Genomic DNA, 23,382 nt, shown 5'->3' with positions numbered 1-23,382 from the left:
TTTTGTCGTTGCAGGCTAGCAACAGGAATCTTATACACAACTTATTCACATTTTTAAACTGCATGTCTCTGAACAACTTGTGGGTGATCTGTGGATCAGTGTGTATTACCCAAAATCAAGTTGGAAAGCGGGATTTTGGAGTCCCCGATATATCCAAAAGACACAGAGGCAAGCCCCTATTCTACCGAAATCCGTCCGTGACCCGATTTTTTTGTGAGCGATCACTAACAAAAAGCAAGTACCGGGCCGCTGAAAAATATATTTTTGAGGGGACTTAAAAAGGCCTGGAGGCCGGCAAAACCCATAAACCCCAGCAGGGTATGGGGGCCTTCCAGGCCCGTTGGCGGCGCCCGGTGCCGGGGCGCGGGCTCCTGGCCGGATGTGAACAGGCCCGGTGCTTCAGCCTGGGCCGGGCCCCGCGATGCCGGTTTAGCGCGTCGGCCGGATCAGCGCGTACTGGGCCCATTCACCACGGCGGAACAGCACGTTGATGGCCTTGGTCTTGTCGATCTTGGCAAGGGCCGCTTCGAACTCCTTGACGCTGGTGACTTCCGAATTGGCGATCGCCACAATCACGTCGCCTTCGCGAAGCCCGGCACGCGAAGCCGCGGCTTCGGCCGTGTCCACCTTGACGCCGCCCTTGATCTTGAGTTCCTTCTTCTGCGCATCGCTCACTTCGCTGACCACCAGGCCCAGTGCCTGGGCCGCACCCACGGCCGGCGCCTTGGGTTCGGGGCCCGAAGCCTTGCGCGCCGGTTTTTCGGGCTCGACCTCGCCGATGGTGACCGAGAGGTCCTTGCTCGCGCCGCGCCTGAAGACGGTCACCACGGCCTTGGTGCCGGGCTTCACGTTGCCGACCATGCGCGGCAGGTCGCTGGATTTTTCGATGGGCTTGCCGTCGAACTTGATGATGATGTCGCCTGCCTCGATGCCGGCTTTTTCGGCGGGTGCGCCGCTTTCAACGCCGCGGACCAAAGCACCCTGCGCCTTGCCCAGGCCTATGGATTCGGCCACGTCCTTGGTGACCTGGTCGATCTGCACGCCGATACGGCCGCGCGTGACCCTGCCGCTGCTGCGCAGCTGGTCGGACACGCGTGCGGCCTCATCGATGGGAATGGCAAAGGAAATGCCCTGGAAGCCGCCCGAGCGCGAGTAGATCTGGCTGTTGATGCCGACCACTTCGCCGCGCATATTGATCAGCGGGCCGCCCGAGTTGCCCGGGTTGATGGCCACGTCGGTCTGGATGAAGGGCAGGTAGTCGCCGGTGTCGCGCTGCTTGGCGCTCACGATACCCGCCGTCACGGTGTTCTCAAGGCCGAAAGGCGAGCCTATGGCCATCACCCATTCGCCCACCTTGAGGCGGTTGATGTCGCCGATCTTGACGGCCGGCAGGCCGGTCGCCTCGATCTTCACCACGGCCACGTCGCTGCGCTTGTCGGCGCCGATGATCTTGGCCTTGAACTCGCGCTTATCCGCCAGGGTGACGAGAACCTCATCGGCACCCTCCACCACGTGGGCGTTGGTCATGACAAAGCCGTCCGCCGTCAGGATGAAACCGGAGCCCACGCCGCGCGGCTGGTCTTCGTCAGGCTGCCCGCGGTCGGGCCGCGGCACGCGCGGCATATTGGGCGGGACCGGGATGCCAAAGCGCTTGAAGAACTCCAGCATCTGCTCGTCGGCGCTTCCGCCGGCCGAGGGCTTGGCTTTTTCCAGGGTACGAATATTGACCACCGACGGGCCCACCTGCTCCACCAGGTCGGTGAAATCGGGCAAGGTGCGGGTTTGCGCCCAAGCCGGGGCCACGGGCACCAGCGTAGCGACTGCGGCAGCCGCCACCAGACCGGCGGTCAGGCAGGAGCGCAGGGGTTTCCAGTTCAATTCAAGCATCGTCAGCCTCGTCAAAAATAGGGGTCGTCAGGCAACCCGGTCCATCGCCGGAACGCCAGGGGCATATTATTTCTTGCGCTCCAGGCCGTTGGCAAAGAGCTTCAGGGTAGCCATGGGAACTTCACCCATGACGGTGACCCAATAGGCATCGAGCTGCCGCGTGATGGTCTGCGTGGCGCCCATCGACAGGCTGGACTCCCTGTCGTGGCGCTGCCGGTCGAAGGGCTCCACAAAGATGGACACCGAGGCCAGGCCGTCCGAAAAAATCCATTGCAGGGGTTCTTCGCCGGGCGCCGGGTTGGCCGTCGCCGGCCGCTTGTAGCAGCTCATGGGCTTGAAGCCCGCCACCGGCGCCTTCAGGACCCAGCCTTCGGCGCTGGCGGTGGTTTTCACCAGGACCGGTTTCTCAACCCGGTAACCGTCGACCTTGCCCATCATCTGCAGCAGCTTGTCCATCTTGACCGGGGCATCGAGCTGCAACTCGGAAAACGCCGCCTGCTCCAGCACCTTGCCGTCGGTGTCCAGCGTCTGCAGTTTCACGACCAGGCCTTTTTTCTGCTCGGTCCAGACGCGGTAGCCAAAACGCATGCCGTCCTTGGGCACCAGCAGCACGATGTCGGCTTCGACGCCAGCCACGCGCTCGGCGCCCTCCTGCTTGACCTTGTAGTAGTCGGCGATACGGCCGTCGGCCGACTGCAGCAGTTGCGGGAACATGCCCAGCGACTCGCGCTTTTCACTGCGGACCACCTTGTGGTCGGGCATGAAGGTGACCACCTGGTCGTTGTGGCGGAAGATGGAGCGCGGCGCGCCCGTGAGCGTTTCGACCCGCTCCATCTGCTGGTCGCCCTCGCAGACATGCCAGATCTTGGCGCTGGACATGGCGCCGCCCGAGGAGACCACAAAAGTGCCGATGTAGGAGCGCTTTCGGGAGGCCTCATGCATGCGCATCAGCCAGTCGTTGATGCTGCGGGATTCCACGGCCGATGCCGCGGGGGCGGGCGTGGCCTGCGCCGCCACATAGCCCACGGCCGGCAAGGTGCACCCTGCCAGCGCGAGAAGACGGAGTAGCTTGAGGTTCATGGTGTCGCCAAGGCCCGGTCGTTGTACAGCCTGCACTTAGCGCGCTGCATTGCGAGGCGTCTCGAAAGTGGCATTGCGCAGAAAGCCCGACGGCTCCTGCAGCGCCGAGGTGCCGCCCAGCTGTTTGTGCGCGGCCAGCAGTTCCTCAAGCCGCGCATCGCGCACCACCGGGCCTTGCGGCGAAGCGACCACCACCTGCTGGAGGGAAGCAGGCGCCTGGGCCAGCTGCGGCGCGGCGGCAGGCGCCAGCAGGCCGGCGGCGTTCCATGCAATGGCGGACACCGCCGCGAGCGAGGCAAAGCCCGCCACCAGCTTCCAGCGAAACTCGCCGTCGTTGGCGGCCTGGCCGCGGTGATCGGGCAGGGCCGCAGGCAAATCCTGGACGGCCGGCTGGACGGGACGCGGGGCGGCGGCCGGCGAGGCTTCCTGCGCCAGGCGCTGGTTCAGGCGGCTCAGGAATGCCGGGTCCGCGCCGCGCGCGCCACGGGAGGAACGCAGCGCATCGCCGATCAGGTGGTAGGTGTCCCAGCACGCCAGCGCCGAATCATCATGCCGGCTGGCGTGAAGTGCGGCCGCAAAGTCTTCCCCGCCCAGCTGGCCATCGGCCAGGGCGGACATGAGTTCGCTGGTTTGCATAGACGGTTTCATGATGTTTTTGCTGTTCGTGGGGTTCATGGATGGCTCCTGGCTGCCGCGGCCTTACCAGCGCTTGCCGCTTTGGTTTTCCAGCAAAGGCTTCACCTTCTGCGAAATCGCTTCACGCGCCCTGAAAATCCGGGAGCGCACCGTGCCTATGGGGCAATCCATGGCCTCCGAGATCTCTTCATAGCTCAACCCTTCAATTTCACGCAGGGTGATGGCCTGTCGGAGCTCTTCCGGCAAGGCTTCCATGGCGGCATTGATGATCTCCGCGATTTCCTTGCTGGCCAGCACGGCATCCGGCGTTTCCGAGCTTGTTAGTTCGTTTTCCAGCGGGGAAGTTTCATCGCTTTCCTCGCTTTGGCCCGATTTGAAGGCATTTTCGGAAACGGTCGGGTCCCGTTTGAGGTCCATCAGGGCCTTTTTCGCGGTATTCACCGCGATCCGGTACAGCCAGGTGTAAAACTGGGCCTCGCCCCTGAACTGCGCCAGGGCCCGGTAGGCCCGGATAAACGTCTCCTGGGCGATGTCCTCCACCAGGTCCACATCGCGGACCATGCGGCCTATCAGGCGCTGGATGCGCCGCTGGTACTTGATGACCAGGAGCTCATAGGCTTTCTGGTCGCCCGCGACCGTGCGCTCGACCAGCATGGCGTCGCTGTCGGTGGCTTTTTCCAGCGGCAAAAGTGGCAGGTCGGCGCTCATGAAGGGTTTGGCCCGCCGTCTAGGGAGTGCATAGCCCCCGATACTGCCACAGCTGCTTTGTGCGGCGAATAAACCGCCCTGCGCAAGTCCAGCCAGCGCTCGGGCATGCTGCGCCGCTCCACCCAGAGCCACAAACAGGCATGAGCCTGGTTTTCAAGCCGCAGCAGCAGGATATTCTGGAAATCAGCCAGGACCGACAGGCCGTACTCGGCGACACCGGCCTGGTAGCCCGGGCTTTCCCAGCGCCAAACCTCGCCGTCCCAGGCGAGCTGGCCTGCCGGGGCGTTTCGCCAGCCGGCATAGGCCGCCGCACCGGCTGCGGCAACACAAACAAGCGCCAGCGCGATGCGCCAGTCGAGCCGCCCGGTGCCCTGGAAAAACCACAGCAGGGTCAGCAACAGGCCGCAAAGCCACAGGCCCAGCAAGAGCGCGCCCAGAAAACGCGAACGCCCCAACGGATAAACAACCGGAGGGGCGTTGTGCGTGGCCAAGGGCTTGCTTGCGGAGCGCGGGTAAAAATCAGGCGCGCTTGAAAACCAGCGTGCCGTTGGTGCCGCCGAAGCCGAAGTTGTTTTTGACGGCAACTTCGATCCTGGCGTCACGCGCGGTATTGGCGCAGTAGTCGAGGTCGCACTCAGGGTCCTGGTTGAAGATATTGATGGTCGGCGGAATCTTCTGGTGATGCAGCGAGAGCACGGTAAACACCGACTCGATACCGCCGGCCCCGCCCAGCAAGTGGCCGGTCATGGATTTGGTGGAGCTGACCATCAGCTTCTTGGCATGGTCGCCGAAAGCCGCCTTGATGGCATTGGTTTCGTTGAGGTCGCCCAGCGGCGTGGACGTGCCGTGCGCATTGAGGTACTGGACCTCGTCGGCGTTGACACCGGCGTTCTTCAGGGCCATCACCATGGAGCGGCGCGGGCCGTCGATGTCGGGCGCGGTCATGTGATAGGCGTCAGCGCTCATGCCGAAGCCGGTCAGCTCGGCATAAATTTTCGCGCCGCGGGCCTTGGCATGTTCGTACTCTTCGAGTACCAGCACACCGCCGCCCTCGCCCAGCACAAAACCGTCGCGGTCCTTGTCCCAGGGACGCGAGGCCGTTTTCGGGTCTTCGTTGCGGGTGGACAGGGCACGGGCTGCCGCGAAGCCGCCTATGCCCAGGGGCGACACGCAGGACTCCGCGCCGCCGGCCACCATCACGTCGCAATCACCGTACTCGATCATGCGGGCGGACAGGCCGATCGCATGAAGGCCGGTGGTGCAGGCCGTGACGACCGCGATGTTCGGGCCCTTGAAGCCGAACTTGATGGACACATGCCCCGAGATCATGTTGATGATCGAGGCAGGCACAAAAAACGGGGAGATCCGGCGCGGGCCGCGATTGACCAGCTCGGTGTGCATCTGCTCGATCATCGGCAAACCGCCTATGCCCGAGCCGATGTTGCAGCCGATGCGCGTGGCCATCTCGCCACCCAGCGCCTCGCCGGTCGGCAAGCCGCTGTCGGCCACCGCCTGGAAGGCCGCGGCCAGACCCAGGTGGATGAACCGGTCCATGTGCCGGGCTTCTTTTTCGGGGATGTAGTCCGCGATGTTGAAACCCTTGACCTCGCCGGCGAATTTGCAGGCGAGGTTGCTGGCATCAAACCCGGTGACAAGATCAATCCCGGGCTTGCCGGCAAGAAGATTGGCCCAGGACTCGGCCACGGTATTACCTACCGGGCTGACGCAACCCAGACCTGTCACGACGACACGACGACGGCTCATTCAGAAATCCTGAAAAGAACCTGAAAAGGCCCTGTGGCTTTTCAGGCTTGGTGACGGCAGAGTCACAGGCGCAAACCTGCGGCCTCAGGCCTTTTGATGGGTGTTCGCGTAGTCAATCGCGTTCTGGACGGTGGTGATCTTCTCGGCGTCTTCGTCGGGAATCTCAATGCCGAACTCGTCTTCCAGAGCCATAACCAGTTCTACGGTGTCAAGGGAGTCAGCGCCCAGATCGGCCACAAAGGCTTTTTCATTGGTGACCTGGCCTTCTTCCACGCCGAGTTGTTCGGCAATGATTTTCTTAACACGTGCTTCGATATCGCTCATAGTTCCCTCTGAGGGTTGTAAATTAATCCGTGATTTTACCGCGTTAGAGTCGTTTCCCTAAGCACCGCGCCGGACGGATAAAAACCGGCTTCGATTTCCCGTGTTTTACCACTGTCAAGCCGCGGTTTTCATGAAACCGCTGCCTGACGGCCCCACGGCCTACATATACATGCCGCCGTTGACGTGAATCTCCTGGCCGGTGATGTAAGCCGCCTGGGGGCTGGCCACAAAGGCCACGGCGTGCGCAATGTCTTGCGGCTTGCCCAGGTGGCCCAGCGGTATCTGCCCCAGCAGCGCTTTTTGCTGCTCTTCGGGCAAACCGGCCGTCATGTCGGTCTCGATAAAGCCCGGCGCCACGCAATTGACCGTGATGTTGCGCGAACCGAGCTCGCGCGCCAGCGCGCGCGTCATGCCGGCCACGCCGGCCTTGGCGGCCGCGTAATTGGACTGGCCCGCGTTGCCCGAGGCGCCGACCACCGAGGTGATACTGATGATGCGGCCGTAGCGCTGCTTCATCATGGTGCGCATCACCGCGCGGCTCATGCGGAACACGGCCTTCAGGTTGGTGTCCAGCACCGCGTCCCAATCCTCGTCCTTCAGGCGCATCGCCAGCATGTCGCGCGTGATGCCCGCGTTGTTGACCAGCACCTGCAGGCCGCCGTGCTCCTTGACGATGGCCTCGATCAGCGCTTCGGCCGCGGCGGCATCGTTCACGTTCAGGTTCTTGCCGGCGCAGCCCGGGAAAGCCGCGAGGGCCTGGCCGATCTTGGCCGCGCCCTCGTCGCTGGTCGCCGTGCCTATGACCTTGAGGCCCTTCTGGGCCAACTCAAGCGCGATGGCCGCGCCTATGCCGCGCGATGCGCCGGTGACCAGCGCGACCTGGCCTTCAAACTTCACTTCGCTCATGCCAGTAACTCCTTCACTTCCGCCAGCGAGGCGGGATCAAACAGGGGGATGCCCGTCAATTCGGGATCGATTCTTTTGGCCATACCGGCCAGCACCTTGCCCGGCCCGCACTCGACCAGCGTCGTGAGGCCGCGCGCCTTGATGGCTTGAACGCATTCCACCCAGCGCACGGGACCGAAAGCCTGGCGGTACAGCGCCGCGCGAATGCGGTCCGCGTCTGTCTCCACGGCCACATCGATGTTGTTGACGACCGGGATTGCCGGTGCCGCGAAATCGACAGCGGCCAGCTTTTCACGCAGCTTCTCGGCCGCGGGCTTCATGAGGCTGGAGTGAAAGGGTGCCGACACCGGCAGCGGCAAGGCGCGCTTGGCGCCGTTGGCCTTGAGCACTTCGCAGGCTTTCTCGACCGCGGCCTTGCTGCCCGCGATGACGGTCTGCATCGGGTCGTTGAAATTGACGGCCTCCACCACTTCGGCGCTGTTACCGCCGAAGCTGCGCACGGCTTCGGCGCAGCCTTCAATCACTTTGGAGGCTTCCATGCCCAGGATGGCCGCCATCGCGCCGACGCCGACCGGCACCGCATCCTGCATGGCCTGCGCGCGAAAGCGCACCAGCGGTGCGGCCTGCGCAAGCGTCAGCACGCCGGAAGCCACCAGCGCGGAATATTCGCCCAGCGAATGGCCCGCCACGGCGGCCGGCGCCGCGCCGGTCTCGGCCATCCAGGCGCGGTAGGCCGCCACACCGGCGACCAGCATCACGGGCTGGGTATTGGTGGTCAGGGCCAGCGCCTCCTTGGGGCCTTCCTTGACCAAGCGGCCGACATCCTCGCCCAGCGCCTCGGAGGCTTCGGCCAGCGTCTGCGTGACCACGGGATGGTCGCCCCAGGCGTCCAGCATGCCGACCGACTGCGAGCCCTGGCCGGGAAAAACAATGGCAAACGATTTCAAATGATTACTCCATGGATCGAATTCTTGGATCGCCCAAAGGCGCCCGCATGCATTTTAAGAAGATGAACAGCCATTTTTTGACGCGCGACCTCTCAAGCCGAAGACGGCATGGCGCCATGGCGAGCAGCCCGCAGCTGCGCAAGCCCCCAGCAGGTAGCCGATTTGAGGCACTGAAAAATCGCCGCAAGCGCGAGCCAGGGGTCTATGAGGTAATCCCACAGGTTGGTGGACTCCAGCGCGCCGGCCACCCAGGCCAGCAAAGCCAGGGCCACCAGCGCGGGCAGCAGGCGCAAGCCCCCAGCCCAGCACGCCAGCGACAGCACCAGAAGCGCCACCCACAGGGCCGGCGAACCCCAGCCCAGCCGGTAGGCATCCCAATCGCCCCAGCCCAGGGCCAGCGGGTACAGGAACAAGGCGCCGGCCGCGAAGGCAAGGCTCAGCGCCATGCGCTCGCGCTGCGCCACGGGGGCCAGGCCGCGCAGGCGGCGGTACATGCCCAGGCAGGCGATGGCCACCAGGGAAATGCTCAGGTCCGAGCTGATGCCTCGCACATACGCAACCAGCGGCAAACGGGCCGGGCCCACCGGGCACCACAGCAGCAAAAACACCGCAGCGCTGGCCCATTTGCCCCAGGGCGTGACGCCACGCCGCCAGCTCAGCAGACGCAGGCAACCGGCGCTGAGCACCAGGTTGATGCCAAACAGGGCGATCAGGTCATTTGCCGGAGGAAACATGGCCGGGCGCCGCTTGCGCGGCCTCTAGGGTTTGCAGGGGATCCAGCCGCACATGCTTGATGCGCGTGCGATGCCAGGTATAGACAAGGTGCAGGTAGCCGTCGCGGCTTTGCAGCAGGTAGGGGTAGGAAAACTCCTGGGAGCAGCTCTGGCCGCCGCACAGCTGGCGCCGGGCGCTGGCCACATAGGCCTGGGCATCGCCGTCACTGGCGCCGCGGGCCTTGAGTTCCTGGGTCAGCAGGCGTTCGTAGTCGCCCATGGATGTGCGTGCCTGCGGATTGGCGGAGGACTCCACGATCCAGGGCGTCACGCCGTCAAATGAGCCGCCCGCGGCGGCCTGCAGCAAGGCCAGTGTTTCGCGGTTGCGGGGCGCCGGGTTCAAGGCCAGCCATTGCGTGCCGCTGTCCGTCATGGTGCCGGCCAGGGCGGAATCCGGATTCGGCCAGGCGCTTGCATGGGCCGGCAACCAGGTCTTGCCGGCGTCGGTGGTGCTTGAGGCCATCAGCGCCGTGGCATTGCCCGAGCGCATATAGACCTGCGCCTTCTCCGGCCCCGACACCAAGACCACTGGCTGCAAGCTGGTGCGGCTGCCGGGAATGCGCACCTTGTCGACGACCTGGCCCTGGGCGTTGAGGCGCAGGACTTCACCGAACTTGGCGACGAACTCGTGGTACACCGGCAAGCCGGTTTCACCGTTCTCGAAGATGACGGGTGTGCCCTTGACCAGGGTGCTGATGTTCAGGAAGGGCGAAGTCACCAGCCGGCGCGGCGCACTCCAGCTTGCGCCTTCATCGGTGGAGCGCGCCCAGGTGATGGCGCTGCCCGCCCAACCGCCCAGCGACACATTGACCATCCACAGGTTCAGCGAGCCATCGGGCGCGCGGGCAATCACCGGGTTGCCGAGTTTCTTGACATAGCGCCACAGGCCTTGCTGAAGCGTTTGCCGGTCGAACAGCGTGCTTTCCGCGTCCCAGCGCAAACCGGTGGCATCCGTCACCGCGCTCTGGATGGTGACGTCGCCTGCGCCTTCGCGCGAGCCCGAAAACCAGACCGCCCGCAAACGCCCGTCGCGCAGTTCCACCAGCGACGCGGCATGCACGGCCTGGCCGGGAGAGGACGACACAAACTGCGCGTCAAAACGAAAGCGGCCGTCGGGTGAGCGTTGCTGTGCCGGTGGATGCGTGCGAGGCGAGCCTTGGGGCGCATCAGCGGACGGCACCACAAATGGGGAAGCCGGCTGCCGCTGCAGGACCTTCCATCCGGCCAGGGCGAAGGCCAGCACCAGCAAGGCAGCTGCAACGCGCTCCAGCGCACCGGACGGTTTGAAATTCAAGTGCCCACCTGTCTGTGAAAGCCTGGCGGATGGGTAGGGAGCCGCTCAGTATTTGAGAAGCACCGCACCCCAGGTAAAGCCGCCGCCCACGCCTTCGAGCATCAGGGTGTCGCCTTTTTGGATCTTGCCGCTGCGCACGGCCGAATCCAGCGCGAGCGGGATGGAGGCGGCGGAAGTGTTGCCGTGCTGGTCGACGGTCACGATCAGTTTTTCCAGCGGCATCTTCAGTTTTTTGGCCGTGCTCTGCATGATGCGGATATTCGCCTGGTGCGGGATCAGCCAGTCGATGTCGGCGTCGGTCAGCTTGGCTTTTGCCAGCGTGGCGCGCGCGGCGCTTTCGAGCACACCCACAGCCAGCTTGAACACGGCCTGGCCGTCCATCTTGAGCAGCGGGTCACCCAGGATCTGGCCGCCCGAAACATTGCCCGGCACGCAGAGGATGCCGACATGCTTGCCGTCGGCATGCAGGTCGCTGGCGAGGATGCCGGGCGTCTCCGAAGCCTCGAGCACCACGGCGCCGGCGCCGTCGCCGAAGAGCACGCAGGTGGTGCGGTCCGAAAAATCCAGGATACGGGAGAACACTTCCGCACCGATTACCAGCGCCTTGCTGGCCGAACCAGTACGTATCATGGCGTCGGCCACGGTCAGCGCGTAGACGAAACCGCTGCACACGGCCTGCACGTCAAAGGCCGCGCAGCCGGCGATGCCCAGCTTGTTTTGCAAAATGCAGGCGGCCGACGGGAACACCATGTCGGGTGTCGAGGTCGCCACGATGATGAGGTCGATATCGGATGCCTGCAGGCCCGCGGCTTGCAGGGCGTTTTTGGCGGCTTCCACGCCTAGGTCGCTGCTGGTCACGTCGGGCGCGGCAAAGTGGCGGGCCCGGATGCCGGTGCGCTCCACAATCCATTCGTCGGAGGTTTCCACGCCTCGGGTGGCCAGCTCGGCCGCCAGTTCGGCGTTGGTCAGTCGGCGCGGCGGCAAATAACTACCGGTGCCGGCGATGCGTGAGTAACGGGTCATTAATGAGTGGCCGGTGTTGAAACTGCTGAGTCAACTGGCATTGAGGAGGACCTCGGCGGGCGCATCGGCGGGGGATGCCGCCTGCGCCGCAACCAGCAAAGGGGCCGCATGGGCGATGCGTTCGCGGACTCTCTCAAGCAAATTGTTCCGAGCCGCATCATAAGCCCGATTCAGCGCCCTCTCAAAAGCAAAGGCGTCCGCCGAGCCATGGCTCTTGAACACCAGGCCTTGCAGGCCCAGCAAGGCCGCGCCGTTGTAACGCCTGTGATCAACCCGGTTTTTAAATGCATTTAGCACCGGATAGGCAATGATGGCGGAAATTTTTGTGAAGATATTGCGAGAAAACTCAGTTTTAATGAAGCCGCCAATCATGCTGGCAAGGCCCTCGCTGGCCTTGAGCGCCACATTGCCCACAAAGCCGTCACAGACCACGATATCTGTCGTTCCCTTGAAAATATCGTTGCCTTCGACATTTCCATAAAAATTCAAATCACCGGAATTGGAAGCAGATCGCAGCAGCTCACCGGCTTTTTTGATCATTTCGCTGCCTTTTATCGCCTCTTCTCCGATATTGAGCAGGCCGACGCTGGGCGTGGGATTGGCGGTGATGGCAGCCACCAGGGCGGAACCCATCACGGCGAACTGCAGCAGGTGGTCCTCGGTGCAATCGACATTGGCGCCCAGGTCCAGCACTGTGGTGGCGCCCCCCAGGGCATTGGGCAACTGGGTGGCAATGGCCGGACGGTCTATGCCCTCCAGGGTCTTGAGCACGTAGCGGGCGATGGCCATGAGCGCGCCGGTATTGCCGGCCGACACAGCCGCCTGGGCCACGCCGTCCTTGACCTGGTTCATCGCAACCCGCATCGAGGAGTTTTTCTTGCGCCGCAGCGCGATCTCGATGGGATCGTCCATGGTGACGATCTCGCTGGCCGCAACGATCTGGCAGCGCGGATGGGCCTGGAGCCGCGCGTGCAGGGGATGCGCCGCCAGCACTTCGGGCTGGCCCACCAGCACCACGGCGGCATCGGGGTGGCCGTCCAGGAAAGCCAGGCTGGCGGGCAGCGTCACGGCAGGGCCGATATCGCCGCCCATGGCATCGACAGCAATCCTGATCATGGGGCGACCGGTGCAGTCAAGAGGTGGAATTCAGGCAAAAGAAAGGCCCGCAGGATGAGTGCGGGCCCATGCTCAAAGCGTGGAATTACGCTTCGGATTTGGTTTTCAGCACCTTGCGGCCACGGTAGAAACCGGTGGGGCTGATGTGGTGGCGCAGGTGGGTTTCGCCGGTGGTGGATTCCACGGCAATGCCTGGCACGGTGAGTGCGTTGTGCGAACGGTGCATACCGCGCTTCGAAGGTGACTTTTTGTTTTGCTGGACGGCCATGATCCGCTCCTGATGGGGTGTTAGGTTGGTAAATTACGCACCAAATTCCGAGTTCAGACAGCTGGACCTGAATATCGGTCCATGACCGCCTGGGCGCCATGTCACCGTATCCACCGCATTGGTACGCGAAGCCTTTGATTATAGCTTGATGCGGGAGCATTTTCATCACCCTGGCCTCAGACGGGCGAAATGTCCGTGAATCCAGTGGTTTTTCGCATGAATTTAGTAAAACTAAATTACTACTTTTTATTCTTCAACTGCGCGAGCACGGCAAAAGGGTTGGGTTTTCCGGCAGGCTCACCCGCCGCACCCGGCTCCTCCACATCACCGGCCTGAAGCTTGGGCGCGACCGGGCATTCCTCGTGCATGGGCACCAGGGGCAAGGCCATCAGCAGCTCGTCTTCCAGCACGGCTAGCAGGTTGAACTGGGGCTCCATCACCAGCAGGTCTTCTTCGGACTGGTCGTCCTCGGCCATGGCGATGTCTTCGCTGGCCACAAAACGGTACCACTGGTCCACCTCCACCGGCGTCTCGACCACGCCCATGCAGCGCTGGCAGGTCAGCGGAACGGTGGCGTGGGCCTGCAGATGCAGCCACACCTCGTCGTCGGCGCCGGTGCGCGGGCGCAGCTCGCCGAGCGCCTCCCATTGAACGGTCGAATCGGCCTGCAGCCCTTGCGTTTCCTCGGCAAGACGCTCCAGATTTTGTAGCGGAGTAGTTTCCGTGAGCGCCACGCCCTCCTGGGCAAACGCTTTCATGTTGAGCCGGCTGGGCTGCAGAGGTCTGGACATGGATGCAGTGTAAGAGAATCGGGGCCATGACCCTTGTTTCCCCTCCCGCCACCAACCGCCCTCTCGTCCTGGGTTCGACCTCACGCTACCGCCGCGAATTGCTGCAGCGGCTGCATATCCCGTTTGAGGTCGCCGCACCCGAGGTGGACGAAACCCCGCAGCCCGGAGAAGCCCCGCAAGCCCTGGCCGAACGCCTGGCCCTGGCCAAAGCCCGCGCGGTGGCCGCCGCCTTTCCGGGCGCGGTCGTCATAGGCTCCGACCAGGTGGCCGACCTGGACGGCGAGCCGCTGGGCAAGCCCGGCAGCCATGAAAAAGCCGTTGCGCAATTGCGCCGCATGCGCGGGCGCACCGTGGTTTTCCAGACTGCCGTGGCCGTGGTGTGCCTGGAAAGCGGCTACGAGGCGCAAAGCCTGGCGCCGGTCAAGGTGAAATTCCGCGCGCTCAGCGATGATGAGATCGAACACTATTTGCGCATCGAGCAGCCCTATGACTGCGCAGGCAGCGCCAAAAGCGAAGGCCTGGGCATCGCGCTGCTGGAGTCCATAGACAACGACGACCCGACGGCCCTGGTCGGCCTGCCGCTGATACGCACCTGCCGGCTGATCCAGGCCGCGGGCATCCAGCTGCTGTCGGGAGGCCGGCCATGAGCGCCGCCGTGAAGGGCAAGCTCTACCTGGTGCCCGCGCCGCTGGACTTCGGCTGCGACACACAAGCACCGCTGCAGGACGTCATGCCGCTGCAAACCCTGCAGCTCGCATCGCGGCTGACCTGCTGGATCTGCGAGAACGCCAAAAGTACGCGTGCCTACCTCAAGCGCATAGACGCGCTGCAGCCGCTGGCCGCGCCGCTGCAGTCGCTGCAGATCCAGGAACTGCCGCGCGAGGTCCATAAAAAAGGCGACCACGGCGGCAACTTTGACGCGCGCCCCCTGCTCGCGGCCGCCCTGGAAGGCCGCGACATGGGCCTGGTCAGCGAAGCCGGCATGCCGGCGATTGCCGACCCGGGTTCCTCCGTGGTGCGCGCGGCGCATGACCTGGGACTGGAAGTCGTGCCGCTCACGGGCCCGATGTCGCTGATGCTGGCGCTGGCCGCCAGCGGCCTCAACGGCCAGAGCTTCGCCTTTGCCGGCTATGTGCCGCAAACGCCGGCCGAGCGTGCGCAGCGCCTGCGCGAGCTGGAATCACTGGCGCTGAAATCCGGCCAGACCCAGCTTTTTATCGAAACCCCCTACCGCAACGCCGCCCTGCTCCAGTCGCTGCTGCAAACACTGCAGGGCAACACCCGGTTGGCGCTGAGCTGCGGCCTGACCCTGGGCACAGCCTGGTCGCGCAGCGCGCAGGTGAGCGTGTGGAAGCGCGACAAACCCCAGGCGCCGCTGGATTTGCCGACCGTGTTTGCCATAGGCCGTTAAAAAAAGGCCGCCACGGCGCCCACAAAAAAGCCCGCGTCATGCGGGCTTTTTAACGGGGCTATCGGAGGTTTAACGCAGCGCGGGAATCGCCTTGAACGCCTTCATCGCGCCTTCGCCCATGGCCGCGCCGAACTTTTTGGCCAGGCGCTCGGCCACGTTGTCGCGGCGCGTGTAGTCGATGATCTCGTCGGTCTTGACCACTTCGCGCGCGACGTAGTCGAGGTTGCCGAGCTGGTCGGCCAGGCCCAGTTCCACAGCCTGCTGGCCGCTCCAGAACAGGCCGCTGAACATCTCGGGCGTTTCCTTCAGGCGCTTGCCGCGGCCGGCCTTCACCACCGAGATAAATTGCTGGTGGATCTGGTCCAGCATGGCCTGCGCAAAGACGCGCTGCTTTTCGTTTTGCGGGCTGAAGGGGTCCAGAAAGCCCTTGTTTTCGCCGGCGGTCAGCAGGCGGCGCTCCACGCCCAGCTTGTCCATCAGGCCGGTAAAGCCGAAGCCGTCCATCAGCACGCCTATGCTGCCCACGATACTGGCCTTGTCGACGTAAATCTTGTCGGCCGAGACGGCGATGTAATAAGCGGCGGAGGCGCAGGTTTCCTCAACCACGGCGTAGACCGGCTTCTTGTGCTTGGCCTTCAGGCGCAGGATCTCGTCGTTCATCATGCCGGCCTGCACGGGGCTGCCGCCGGGCGAGTTGATCAAAAGCACGACGGCCTTGGCGCCGTCGTCCTCAAAGGCCGCGCGCAGGGCCGCATTGACGAACTCGGCGCTGGCATCGGCGCCCGCGGCGATCTCGCCCTTGATTTCCACCACAGCGGTGTGCGGCACGGTCGCGTCGCTGGCGGGCGTGCCGCGATGCAGCAGCATCCAGACCAGGGCCACAAAAAAAGCCAGCCAGGCCAGGCGCACAAAAGTCTTCCAGCGGCGCGTCGCCTTTTGCTCATTGAGCGCGGCGAAGGCCAGTTTCTCCAGTGTCGCGCGCTCCCAGCCGGGGGCGTTGGTCGGGTCTGCCGCGGATTTTTTCGCCTGGTTCACCGGGTTGTTATAGGGCGGAAGGGATTCCGGCTGGTTGGGCCGGAAGTCCGATTCGCGCAGCAAATCGGGATCGGTGGAGGGATCAGGGCGTTGGGGATCGTTCATGGTCACTAGTTTAGAGAGGTATTAGAACTGTAGCGGTTTAAGGTTGTAAGCAGAATGCCAATAAACAACCCCCTCAGCTTCGGAAAGCGCGATTTTGACCAGGCCGCCCTGGCAGGGCCCGCCCGCGCACTGGCCGGTGTCGGGACGGTAGGCGGCGCCATGGCTGGCGCACAGCAGCCACTGGCCCTGGTCGTCAAACACCCGGTTAGGTTGCCAGTCGAGTTCCATCGCGACGTGGCTGCAGCGATTGAGGTAGGCATGGACCATGCCCTCGAAACGCACGGCGAAGGCGCGGCAGGTCTGGCCGGCATAGACCACGTCGAACGGTACCGCCAGCCCGCCTTCGAGCAGGTCGCGGCTGTTGCACAGGGCTTGCCGTTCGTCCATGGCCTTTGATGCCTCTTAACGCCGAACTTCAGCCATGGGCCAGCAGCCAGTCCTGCAGCTCCGGCACCGAATGCGCGACATGGCGCGGCGCCAGCACGGCGAAGGTATCAGGTTCGTGCGCGCCGTAGCTCACGCCCACGCTGGGGCAGCCGGCATTGAGCGCCATCTGCAGGTCGTGCGTGGTATCGCCCACCATCAGCACGCGTTCAGGCGCGACGTCGAACTCGGCCATCAGCTCGTGCAGCATGCGCGGGTCGGGTTTGCCGGCCGTCTCGTCGGCGGTGCGCGAGCCGTCGAACATGCCCTTGAGCTCCACGGTGCGCAGCACCTCGTCGAGGCCGCGGCGCGACTTGCCGGTGGCCACCGCGAGCAGGTGGCCGCGCGCCTTCAAGGCGTCGAGCAGGGGCAGCACGCCGTCAAACAGGCTCAGGTCGTCGTAGTGCGCGGCGTAGTGGTGGCGGTAGCGCTCGCCGAGCTGGGGGTATTTTTCAGGCGGCACGTCGGGCGCGGCATGGGCCAGGGCCTGCATCAGGCCCAGGCCTATGACATAGCCGGCCTCCTTGTCGGTGGGCACCGTGCCGCCCACGTCGCGCACCGCGGCCTGGATGCAGCGCACGATGATGCCGGTCGAGTCAAACAGCGTGCCGTCCCAGTCAAAGGCGATCAGGTCGAAATTTCGGGTTTGCATGGGGATATTGTCTTAGGGACGGCCCGCATATTGGCGCATAGGGACAAAAGCCGCAATGCGCACGTCAGTTGTCCCGGCGTTGATTGAACCACCACGATGAGAGCCCGTACGCCGCCCCCAACAAGGCGCCGGCCAGGCCAAGTACAGCAAGGTGGAAAAGTTGCCCGTATTTCTCAAGGAATCCCCACGCCGAGTCGTCGTATGAATCCCGAATGTGGGGATTGTAAAAATACAGCGCGTCCCATCCCTGCGTCACTGTCGCCGGATTCAAGGCCACAAAAGCGCACACGCACACCAGCAGGCCGGCCACCGACCTGGACAAAACAAGACGAAAGGGGGACATGGCGTCCACAGAAGGCATCACCCTCTTGTTCAAGAGCCAGAAAACCACCGCAGCCAAAACGGTAGGCAGCGAAACCTGAAGCACCGCGTCAAGGCTGCCCAACGACACCCAGAACAAAAACTCCATCAGAAGCGGCCAGAACACCACTGAAGGCAGCTGGCTCCAGCGGAATTCGCCGCGCCCGAAGTCACCCGCCACCAGGTAATACGCCACACCGTACAGCGCGGGACCGGCAAAGACGAACATCAGCACCGTCGCGCCCAGGCCGCCGAGCTTTCCCCGAATCGGCCCGACTGCGCTCCTGGAATCAGGCGCCTCAGGAAGGTCATGAACCATTTGAATACCTATGCCGGCAAAAACTGCTGCAGCTCGGGCGGCAGCGGCGCCTGCAGGTGCACCACCTTGCGCAGCTTGGGATGGTTGAACTTCAGGCTCCAGGCATGCAAAAACATGCGCTTGAGCGGCACCGCGCCGCCCGCGGTTTTCTGCAGTGCCCGGTTCAGCTCGAAATCGCCGTATTTATCGTCGCCGGCAATCGGGTGGCCTTCGTTGGCCAGGTGCACGCGGATCTGGTGCGTGCGGCCCGTCTTGATGGTGACTTCCAGCAGGGTAAAAGGCGTCGCCGGCGCCAGCGGGCTGGCGGGCACGGCCGCCCTCACCTTCACCAGCGTCACCGAGCGCATGCCGTCGGGATGGTCGTTTTCGACCACTTTGACGCGCCGCTCGCCGTCCGGCAGCAAATACTTGTGCAGCGCCTTGTCGATCACGCGGTGTTTGGCCGGCCAGTCGCCGCCGACCAGCGCCAGGTAGACCTTGTCGGTTTCGCGTTCGCGGAACTGCTCCTGCAGCAGCTTGAGCGCCATGCGCCGCTTGGCGATCAGCAGGATGCCGCTGGTTTCGCGGTCCAGCCGATGCACCAGCTCCAGGAAGTCGGCCTCGGGCCGCGCCATGCGCAGTTGCTCGATCACGCCAAAGCTCACGCCGCTGCCGCCGTGCACGGCCACGCCGGCCGGCTTGTCGATGGCCAGCACGAAGTCGTCTTCAAACAGGATGGGAAATTCACGCGAGGGCGCATAGCCCCCGGTGGTGGAACTCGCGCCGTGGCGGGCGATTTCCTGGGCCATGGCCTCGGCCTTCTGGCCGGCCCGCTCGGAGGTGCGCACCGGCGGCAGGCGCACCACGTCGCCCGCCTCCACACGGGTGTCGGCCTGCGCCCTGCCCTTGTTCACCCTGACCTCGCCGCTGCGGATGATGCGGTAAACATGGGTTTTGGGCACGCCCTTGAGCTGGCGGATCAAAAAATTGTCCAGCCGCTGGCCCGCGTAGTCCTCGTCCACCGTCACCAGCGTGGCCTGGGGCGCCGCCGGGGCCGGTGCCTGGGGAATGGGCGGAGCTGAGGCGGCTTGAGGTTTGGGCCTGGCGGCGGCCACGGGTGGGCGACCCGGTGTTTTCCCGGGTTTCCTTGCCAAGCCCCTGGCTGACCCTATAATGTGTTTCACTAGCGATGCGCTGTAAGTGGTTGATTTGTCTGGAGTTTAGTCCACACACGTCCCCGGCCCTGAAAAGGCGAACAAGCAGCCTCGCTGGAAGGTCGATGCCCACGCCGGCAATTGCCCGCAAGCGACGAGTGCCAGGCACCTCGCGGCGAGCGTCTTGCACGGTAGACGAGTCGACGTTTTGCGAACACAACTACGGAATACCATGTGTGCAGCCCAAGTCACGAACAACAGGCTGCACGCGGATCCAGCCGAGATCAAGTCCTTTAACGGGTAGCCCTCTGATGACAACACTGGTCAGTCTGATTTATATATGCCTGCGGCGCCTCACGACATTCGTGTGCCCCGCATTCGGCATGAATCAGCCGCCAGCCTTTGTGCAGTGGGCGCCAGCAGCCGCGCTTTGCACGGCACCCACCCGTTTGACCCCTGCTCGCTCCATCCACGCGCCTACGCCCAGACCACGTCGCTGACCGATTCATTTCGGTCGGCCGCGCGCCGTCAAAAGCTCTCCGGCAATTCCTCCACGTTCGCACTGCGTCCCTCCGGCGTCGTTGGCCCATTTTGGGCATGTGATTGATGTTCGAGACATGACATCAAAACGAAGAACGATAAGGAAGGCTACCCATGAAACGGATGCTGGTAAACGCCACTCAGGCTGAAGAACGCCGCCTGGCGATCGTCGACGGACAAAAACTCCTCGACTACGAAATTGAAATCGAAGGGCGCGAACAGCGCAAGGGCAACATCTACAAGGCCGTCGTCACGCGCGTCGAGCCCTCGCTGGAAGCCTGCTTCGTCGACTACGGCGAGGACCGCCACGGCTTCCTGCCGTTCAAGGAAATCTCCAAGCAGTACTTTGCCCAGGGCGTGCCGGTCAGCCAGGCGCGCATCAACGACGTCATCAAGGAAGGCCAGGAACTGCTGGTCCAGGTCGAAAAGGAAGAACGCGGCAACAAGGGCGCGGCCCTCACCACCTTCGTCTCCCTGGCCGGCCGCTACGTGGTCCTGATGCCCAACAACCCGCGCGGCGGCGGCGTGAGCCGGCGCATCGAGGGCGACGACCGGGCCGAGCTCAAAGAGGCGATGGACCAGCTTGAGTACCCCAATGGCATGAGCATCATCGCGCGCACCGCCGGCATAGGCCGCAGCGCCCCTGAGCTGCAGTGGGACCTGAACTACCTGCTCAAGCTCTGGACCGCCATCGACGGCGCCGGCAAGGGCGGCAAGGGCGCTTTCCTGATTTACCAGGAATCCAGCCTGGTGATACGCGCGATCCGCGACTACTTCAACAGCGACATCGGCGACATCCTGTTCGACACCGACGACGTCTACGAGCAGGCCAAGCAGTTCATGGCCCACGTGATGCCCGAGCACGAGCACCGCGTCAAGCGCTACCGCGACGACGCGCCGCTGTTCAGCCGCTTCCAGATCGAACACCAGATCGAGTCGGCCTACGCCCGCACCGTGCAACTGCCTTCCGGCGGCGCCATCGTGATCGACCACACCGAGGCCCTGGTCTCGGTCGACGTCAACTCGGCCCGCGCCATCAAGGGCGGCGACATCGAGGAAACCGCCACGCGCACCAACCTGGAAGCCGCCGACGAAGTCGCGCGCCAGATGCGTTTGCGCGACCTGGGCGGCCTGATCGTCATCGACTTCATCGACATGGAAGAGTCGCGCAACCGCCGCGACGTGGAAAACCGCCTGCGCGACGCGCTGCGCCAGGACCGCGCCCGCGTGCAGTTCGGCACCATCAGCAAGTTCGGCCTCATGGAAATGAGCCGCCAGCGCCTGCGCCCGGCCCTGTCCGAAGGTGCATCGATTCCCTGCCCGCGCTGCGGCGGTTCCGGCCATATCCGCGACACCGAAAGCTCGGCGCTGCAGATCCTGCGCATCATCCAGGAAGAGTCCCTCAAGGACAGCACGGCCTCGGTGCTGTGCCAGGTCCCGGTCGACGTGGCCTCCTTCCTGCTCAATGAGAAGCGCTCCGAGATCGCCAAGATCGAAGTCAAGCAGCGCATCAACGTGCTGCTGGTGCCCAACAAGACGCTGGAAACCCCCAACTACCGCCTGGAACGCCTGAAACACGACGACCCGCGCCTGGACAACATCGCCGCCAGCTACAAGATGGCCGAGGAAGTCGAGGACCCGACCACCGTCACGCGCCGCAGCCAGGAAAAGCACAACAAGCAGGAGCCCGTCATCAAGGGCGTGCTGCCCGATGCGCCCGCGCCAGTGGCACCACCCAAGCCGGAACCCGTTGCCCAAGCAGCGGCGCACAAGCCCGCTGCCCGCCCCGCACCGGCGGTGGCGGCACCCGCTGAAAAAGGCTTCTTCGGCTGGATCAAGAGCCTGTTCGGCGGCGCCGAAGCGCCGGCCCCGGCGCCTGCCGCCAAGGAAGTGAAAAAAGACGAGCGCGGCGAAGGCCGGCGCGATGGTCGCGGTGAAGGCCGTGGCGGCGAGCGTGGCGAGCGCTCCGATCGTGGTGGTGAGCGCGGCGGCCGTGACGGCCGGCGCGGCGGCCGTGGCCGCAGCGAAGGCCGCGGCGGCGAGGGCCGTGGTACCGAAGGCCGCGAAGCACGCCCCGAAGGCCGTGGTGAACGCGGTGAAGGCCGCGGCGGCGAACGTCGCGAGCGCAATGCCGAAGGCCGCCAGGAACGCCAGGCCGGTGAAGTCCGTCCCGAAGGCGCGGGCGAGCAGCCACGCGGCGAGACGCCCAACCGTGAAGGCCGCGAAGGCGGCCGCAACCGCCGTGAACGCGGCGAGCGTGGCGGTGAACGCAACGGCGAACGTGGCGAGCGCGGTGAACGCATACAGCGCGACGCCGTCGAGCAGGACCTCGCGCTGGCCAACCAGGCCGCCATGGCAGCCGCCATGGGTGGCGAAGCCGCCGAGCCGCGCCAGGAGCGCGCACCCCAGGACGGCGAACGCCAGGGCAACCGCGAAGCACGCGGCGAGCGCGGCGAAGGCCGCCGTGAACGCGGTGACCGCAATGGCCGCCGAGGCGAGCGCCGCGGTGCAGACCGCCCTGAAGGCGCCGCCGAAGGCCAGAACGCCGGCGCCGGCTTCAACCCCGAGGCCGCAGCGGCACCCGTGCTCGACGAAGCCGGCAATCCGGTCGCTCCCGTGCAGAACGGCCAGGGCGCCCAAGGTGATGAGCAGCGCCAGCCGCGCGAGCGCCGCAGCCGCGACCGCTATGGCCGCGACCGCCGCGAACGCGGTGAGAACGGCGAACGCGGCGAGCAGCAGCCCGCCGAAGGCGTTGACGCCGGCCAAGCCGGCCAGGCCGGTTTCGCGGAATCCCAGCAGCAACCGCAAGCCCGCGAAGAACGCGCACCGGAAGTCGTCGCCAGCTACGCGGCACCTGCGGCCGCTGTAACGCCCGCCGCACCTTTTGTGCCTGAAGCAGCGCCGGCACCCGCCTACACAGCCCCCGTGGCTGTGGCCGCACCGGCACCCGCGCCCGCGCCCGCGCCCGTGGCGGCAGTCCAGCCCGCACCGGCCGCCGCAGCCATCAGCCTGCCCAAGGTCCAGTCCTACGCGCTGCCCCTTGATGAACTGGCCCAGGTGGCCCAGTCCTCGGGCCTGCAGTGGGTGAACTCCGATGCGGCCAAGATCGCCGAGGCCAAGGCCGCCATCGCCGCCGAGGTCAAGCCGGTGCACGTGCCGCGCGAGCGCCCGCCGCTGGTCGTGGCCGACGAAGGCCCGCTGGTGCTGGTCGAAACCCGGCGCGACCTGGGCGCGATGTCCCTGCCCTTCGAGAAATCGCCAGGCCAGTAAACGCCCCCGCCTCCCCCAAAAAAAGCCCGCCTATGCGGGCTTTTTTTATGCCCTGAAACAAGCCCTAGAATCAGTCCAACAAAACCGACAGGGGAAGAGGACGATGGACCAGCCCATGCACGATGCGCGCTACGCGCCGCCGCAAGCCACGGTGTCGGATGTGGCCGATGTCAATGACGGCCCACAGCTGGCCGGCCGCGTCGAACGGCTGGGTGCCGCCATCCTCGACACGGTTTTCCAGAGCCTGGTGCTCTGGCTGGTGTCGGTGCTCACCCCCTACAACCCCTGGGCCGCGCAAGGAACAGGCGCGTGGTCCTTCAACCCGCTGGGCATGGCCGTCGGCGCCTTGATCTTCGTCCTGCTCAACGGCTACCTGCTCGCGACGCGGGGCCAGACGATTGGCAAGGTCCTGCTCAAGCTACGCATTGTCCGGCCCTCGGGCGAAGCCGTTTCCCCGACGCGCCTGGCCTTGCGCTACGGCGTGGGCTTTGCCGCCGGCCTTGTCATAGCCGTGGTCTGGGTTTATTCCCTGATCGACTGCCTGATGATCTTTCGCCAATCCCGCCGCTGCCTGCACGACGAGATCGCGGACACCATCGTCGTCAAGGCCTGAGGCC

The 23,382-nt window shown here is 64.7% G+C and carries 24 protein-coding genes; 4 read left to right on the top strand and 20 right to left on the bottom strand.

Translation table 11 applies throughout. From position 1 onward, the window contains the following. Positions 1 to 429: 429 nt before the first annotated feature. The 15 genes from AC1DUN_RS15925 to AC1DUN_RS15855 all read right to left on the bottom strand — a co-directional run bounded on the left by AC1DUN_RS15925 (position 430) and on the right by AC1DUN_RS15855 (position 13,517). Positions 430 to 1,887, bottom strand: a complete 1,458-nt coding sequence (locus tag AC1DUN_RS15925) for a DegQ family serine endoprotease (RefSeq protein ID WP_477714805.1) — start codon at positions 1,885 to 1,887, stop codon at positions 430 to 432. Between the two features lie 66 nt (positions 1,888 to 1,953). Next, complete coding sequence (locus AC1DUN_RS15920) at positions 1,954 to 2,967, bottom strand: MucB/RseB C-terminal domain-containing protein (protein ID WP_477714804.1); 1,014 nt, start codon at positions 2,965 to 2,967, stop codon at positions 1,954 to 1,956. 36 nt (positions 2,968 to 3,003) lie between these two features. Continuing rightward, the gene (locus AC1DUN_RS15915; protein ID WP_477714803.1) at positions 3,004 to 3,642 is read right to left on the bottom strand and encodes a sigma-E factor negative regulatory protein; all 639 of its coding nucleotides are present in this window, start codon (positions 3,640 to 3,642) and stop codon (positions 3,004 to 3,006) included. Positions 3,643 to 3,666: 24 nt separating this feature from the next. After that, the gene (rpoE, locus tag AC1DUN_RS15910; protein ID WP_074577668.1) at positions 3,667 to 4,311 is read right to left on the bottom strand and encodes an RNA polymerase sigma factor RpoE; all 645 of its coding nucleotides are present in this window, start codon (positions 4,309 to 4,311) and stop codon (positions 3,667 to 3,669) included. Further along, a complete protein-coding gene (locus AC1DUN_RS15905) occupies positions 4,308 to 4,802 on the bottom strand; it encodes a hypothetical protein (RefSeq protein WP_477714802.1) in 495 nt (164 codons plus the stop codon). Before AC1DUN_RS15905 ends, rpoE begins: the two co-directional genes overlap by 4 nt. A 28-nt stretch (positions 4,803 to 4,830) precedes the next feature. After that, positions 4,831 to 6,075: a beta-ketoacyl-ACP synthase II gene (gene fabF, locus AC1DUN_RS15900; RefSeq protein ID WP_477714801.1), complete on the bottom strand. Its 1,245-nt coding sequence runs from the start codon at positions 6,073 to 6,075 to the stop codon at positions 4,831 to 4,833. A gap of 84 nt (positions 6,076 to 6,159) precedes the next feature. Further along, complete coding sequence (acpP, locus tag AC1DUN_RS15895) at positions 6,160 to 6,399, bottom strand: acyl carrier protein (RefSeq protein ID WP_007873885.1); 240 nt, start codon at positions 6,397 to 6,399, stop codon at positions 6,160 to 6,162. A gap of 159 nt (positions 6,400 to 6,558) precedes the next feature. Then, entirely contained in the window at positions 6,559 to 7,305 is a 747-nt protein-coding gene (fabG, locus tag AC1DUN_RS15890; RefSeq protein ID WP_007873884.1) for a 3-oxoacyl-ACP reductase FabG, read from the bottom strand. Continuing rightward, the gene (fabD, locus tag AC1DUN_RS15885) at positions 7,302 to 8,252 is read right to left on the bottom strand and encodes an ACP S-malonyltransferase (RefSeq protein ID WP_477714800.1); all 951 of its coding nucleotides are present in this window, start codon (positions 8,250 to 8,252) and stop codon (positions 7,302 to 7,304) included. The genes fabG and fabD overlap by 4 nt, the downstream gene beginning before the upstream one ends. 92 nt (positions 8,253 to 8,344) lie before the next feature. Further along, positions 8,345 to 8,986, bottom strand: a complete 642-nt coding sequence (locus tag AC1DUN_RS15880) for a hypothetical protein (RefSeq protein WP_477714799.1) — start codon at positions 8,984 to 8,986, stop codon at positions 8,345 to 8,347. Further along, positions 8,967 to 10,319, bottom strand: a complete 1,353-nt coding sequence (locus tag AC1DUN_RS15875) for a sialidase family protein (RefSeq protein ID WP_477714798.1) — start codon at positions 10,317 to 10,319, stop codon at positions 8,967 to 8,969. Before AC1DUN_RS15875 ends, AC1DUN_RS15880 begins: the two co-directional genes overlap by 20 nt. A 45-nt stretch (positions 10,320 to 10,364) precedes the next feature. Then, complete coding sequence (locus tag AC1DUN_RS15870) at positions 10,365 to 11,342, bottom strand: beta-ketoacyl-ACP synthase III (RefSeq protein ID WP_477714797.1); 978 nt, start codon at positions 11,340 to 11,342, stop codon at positions 10,365 to 10,367. Positions 11,343 to 11,372: 30 nt separating this feature from the next. Beyond that, positions 11,373 to 12,458 carry a phosphate acyltransferase PlsX gene (gene plsX, locus AC1DUN_RS15865; protein ID WP_477714796.1) on the bottom strand — a complete coding sequence of 362 codons (1,086 nt, stop codon included), beginning with the start codon at positions 12,456 to 12,458 and terminating at the stop codon, positions 11,373 to 11,375. An 85-nt stretch (positions 12,459 to 12,543) separates the two neighbouring features. Next, a complete protein-coding gene (rpmF, locus tag AC1DUN_RS15860; protein WP_007873878.1) occupies positions 12,544 to 12,726 on the bottom strand; it encodes a 50S ribosomal protein L32 in 183 nt (60 codons plus the stop codon). Between the two features lie 239 nt (positions 12,727 to 12,965). Beyond that, entirely contained in the window at positions 12,966 to 13,517 is a 552-nt protein-coding gene (locus tag AC1DUN_RS15855; protein ID WP_477714795.1) for a YceD family protein, read from the bottom strand. A 26-nt stretch (positions 13,518 to 13,543) separates the two neighbouring features. Here AC1DUN_RS15855 and AC1DUN_RS15850 point away from each other — a divergent pair, with 26 nt between their 5' ends. Next, positions 13,544 to 14,164 (top strand): Maf family nucleotide pyrophosphatase, encoded by a 621-nt coding sequence (locus tag AC1DUN_RS15850; protein ID WP_477714794.1) that lies wholly within the window; start codon positions 13,544 to 13,546, stop codon positions 14,162 to 14,164. After that, positions 14,161 to 14,928 (top strand): SAM-dependent methyltransferase, encoded by a 768-nt coding sequence (locus AC1DUN_RS15845; RefSeq protein WP_477714793.1) that lies wholly within the window; start codon positions 14,161 to 14,163, stop codon positions 14,926 to 14,928. Before AC1DUN_RS15850 ends, AC1DUN_RS15845 begins: the two co-directional genes overlap by 4 nt. A gap of 69 nt (positions 14,929 to 14,997) precedes the next feature. Here AC1DUN_RS15845 and AC1DUN_RS15840 read toward each other — a convergent pair whose 3' ends face one another. The 5 genes from AC1DUN_RS15840 to AC1DUN_RS15820 form a co-directional block, all read right to left on the bottom strand. Continuing rightward, positions 14,998 to 16,068 (bottom strand): S49 family peptidase, encoded by a 1,071-nt coding sequence (locus AC1DUN_RS15840; RefSeq protein ID WP_477714792.1) that lies wholly within the window; start codon positions 16,066 to 16,068, stop codon positions 14,998 to 15,000. Between the two features lie 21 nt (positions 16,069 to 16,089). Further along, positions 16,090 to 16,455 (bottom strand): Rieske (2Fe-2S) protein, encoded by a 366-nt coding sequence (locus tag AC1DUN_RS15835; protein WP_477714791.1) that lies wholly within the window; start codon positions 16,453 to 16,455, stop codon positions 16,090 to 16,092. A 28-nt stretch (positions 16,456 to 16,483) separates the two neighbouring features. Then, the gene (locus tag AC1DUN_RS15830) at positions 16,484 to 17,143 is read right to left on the bottom strand and encodes an HAD family hydrolase (protein WP_477664077.1); all 660 of its coding nucleotides are present in this window, start codon (positions 17,141 to 17,143) and stop codon (positions 16,484 to 16,486) included. Positions 17,144 to 17,207: 64 nt separating this feature from the next. Continuing rightward, a complete protein-coding gene (locus AC1DUN_RS15825; protein WP_477714790.1) occupies positions 17,208 to 17,822 on the bottom strand; it encodes a hypothetical protein in 615 nt (204 codons plus the stop codon). A gap of 8 nt (positions 17,823 to 17,830) precedes the next feature. Beyond that, positions 17,831 to 18,916: an RluA family pseudouridine synthase gene (locus AC1DUN_RS15820; protein ID WP_477714789.1), complete on the bottom strand. Its 1,086-nt coding sequence runs from the start codon at positions 18,914 to 18,916 to the stop codon at positions 17,831 to 17,833. Positions 18,917 to 19,609: 693 nt separating this feature from the next. Here AC1DUN_RS15820 and AC1DUN_RS15815 point away from each other — a divergent pair. Together AC1DUN_RS15815 and AC1DUN_RS15810 are read left to right on the top strand one after the other, a co-directional pair. Then, positions 19,610 to 22,765: an Rne/Rng family ribonuclease gene (locus AC1DUN_RS15815; RefSeq protein ID WP_477714788.1), complete on the top strand. Its 3,156-nt coding sequence runs from the start codon at positions 19,610 to 19,612 to the stop codon at positions 22,763 to 22,765. Between the two features lie 103 nt (positions 22,766 to 22,868). Next, entirely contained in the window at positions 22,869 to 23,378 is a 510-nt protein-coding gene (locus AC1DUN_RS15810; RefSeq protein ID WP_477714787.1) for an RDD family protein, read from the top strand. Positions 23,379 to 23,382: the final 4 nt, after the last annotated feature.

The sequence above is a fragment of the Polaromonas sp. P4_F6 genome (assembly GCF_056401275.1).
Note: the sequence above shows the minus strand (reverse complement) of the source record. Positions and strands in the feature narration are given on the sequence as shown.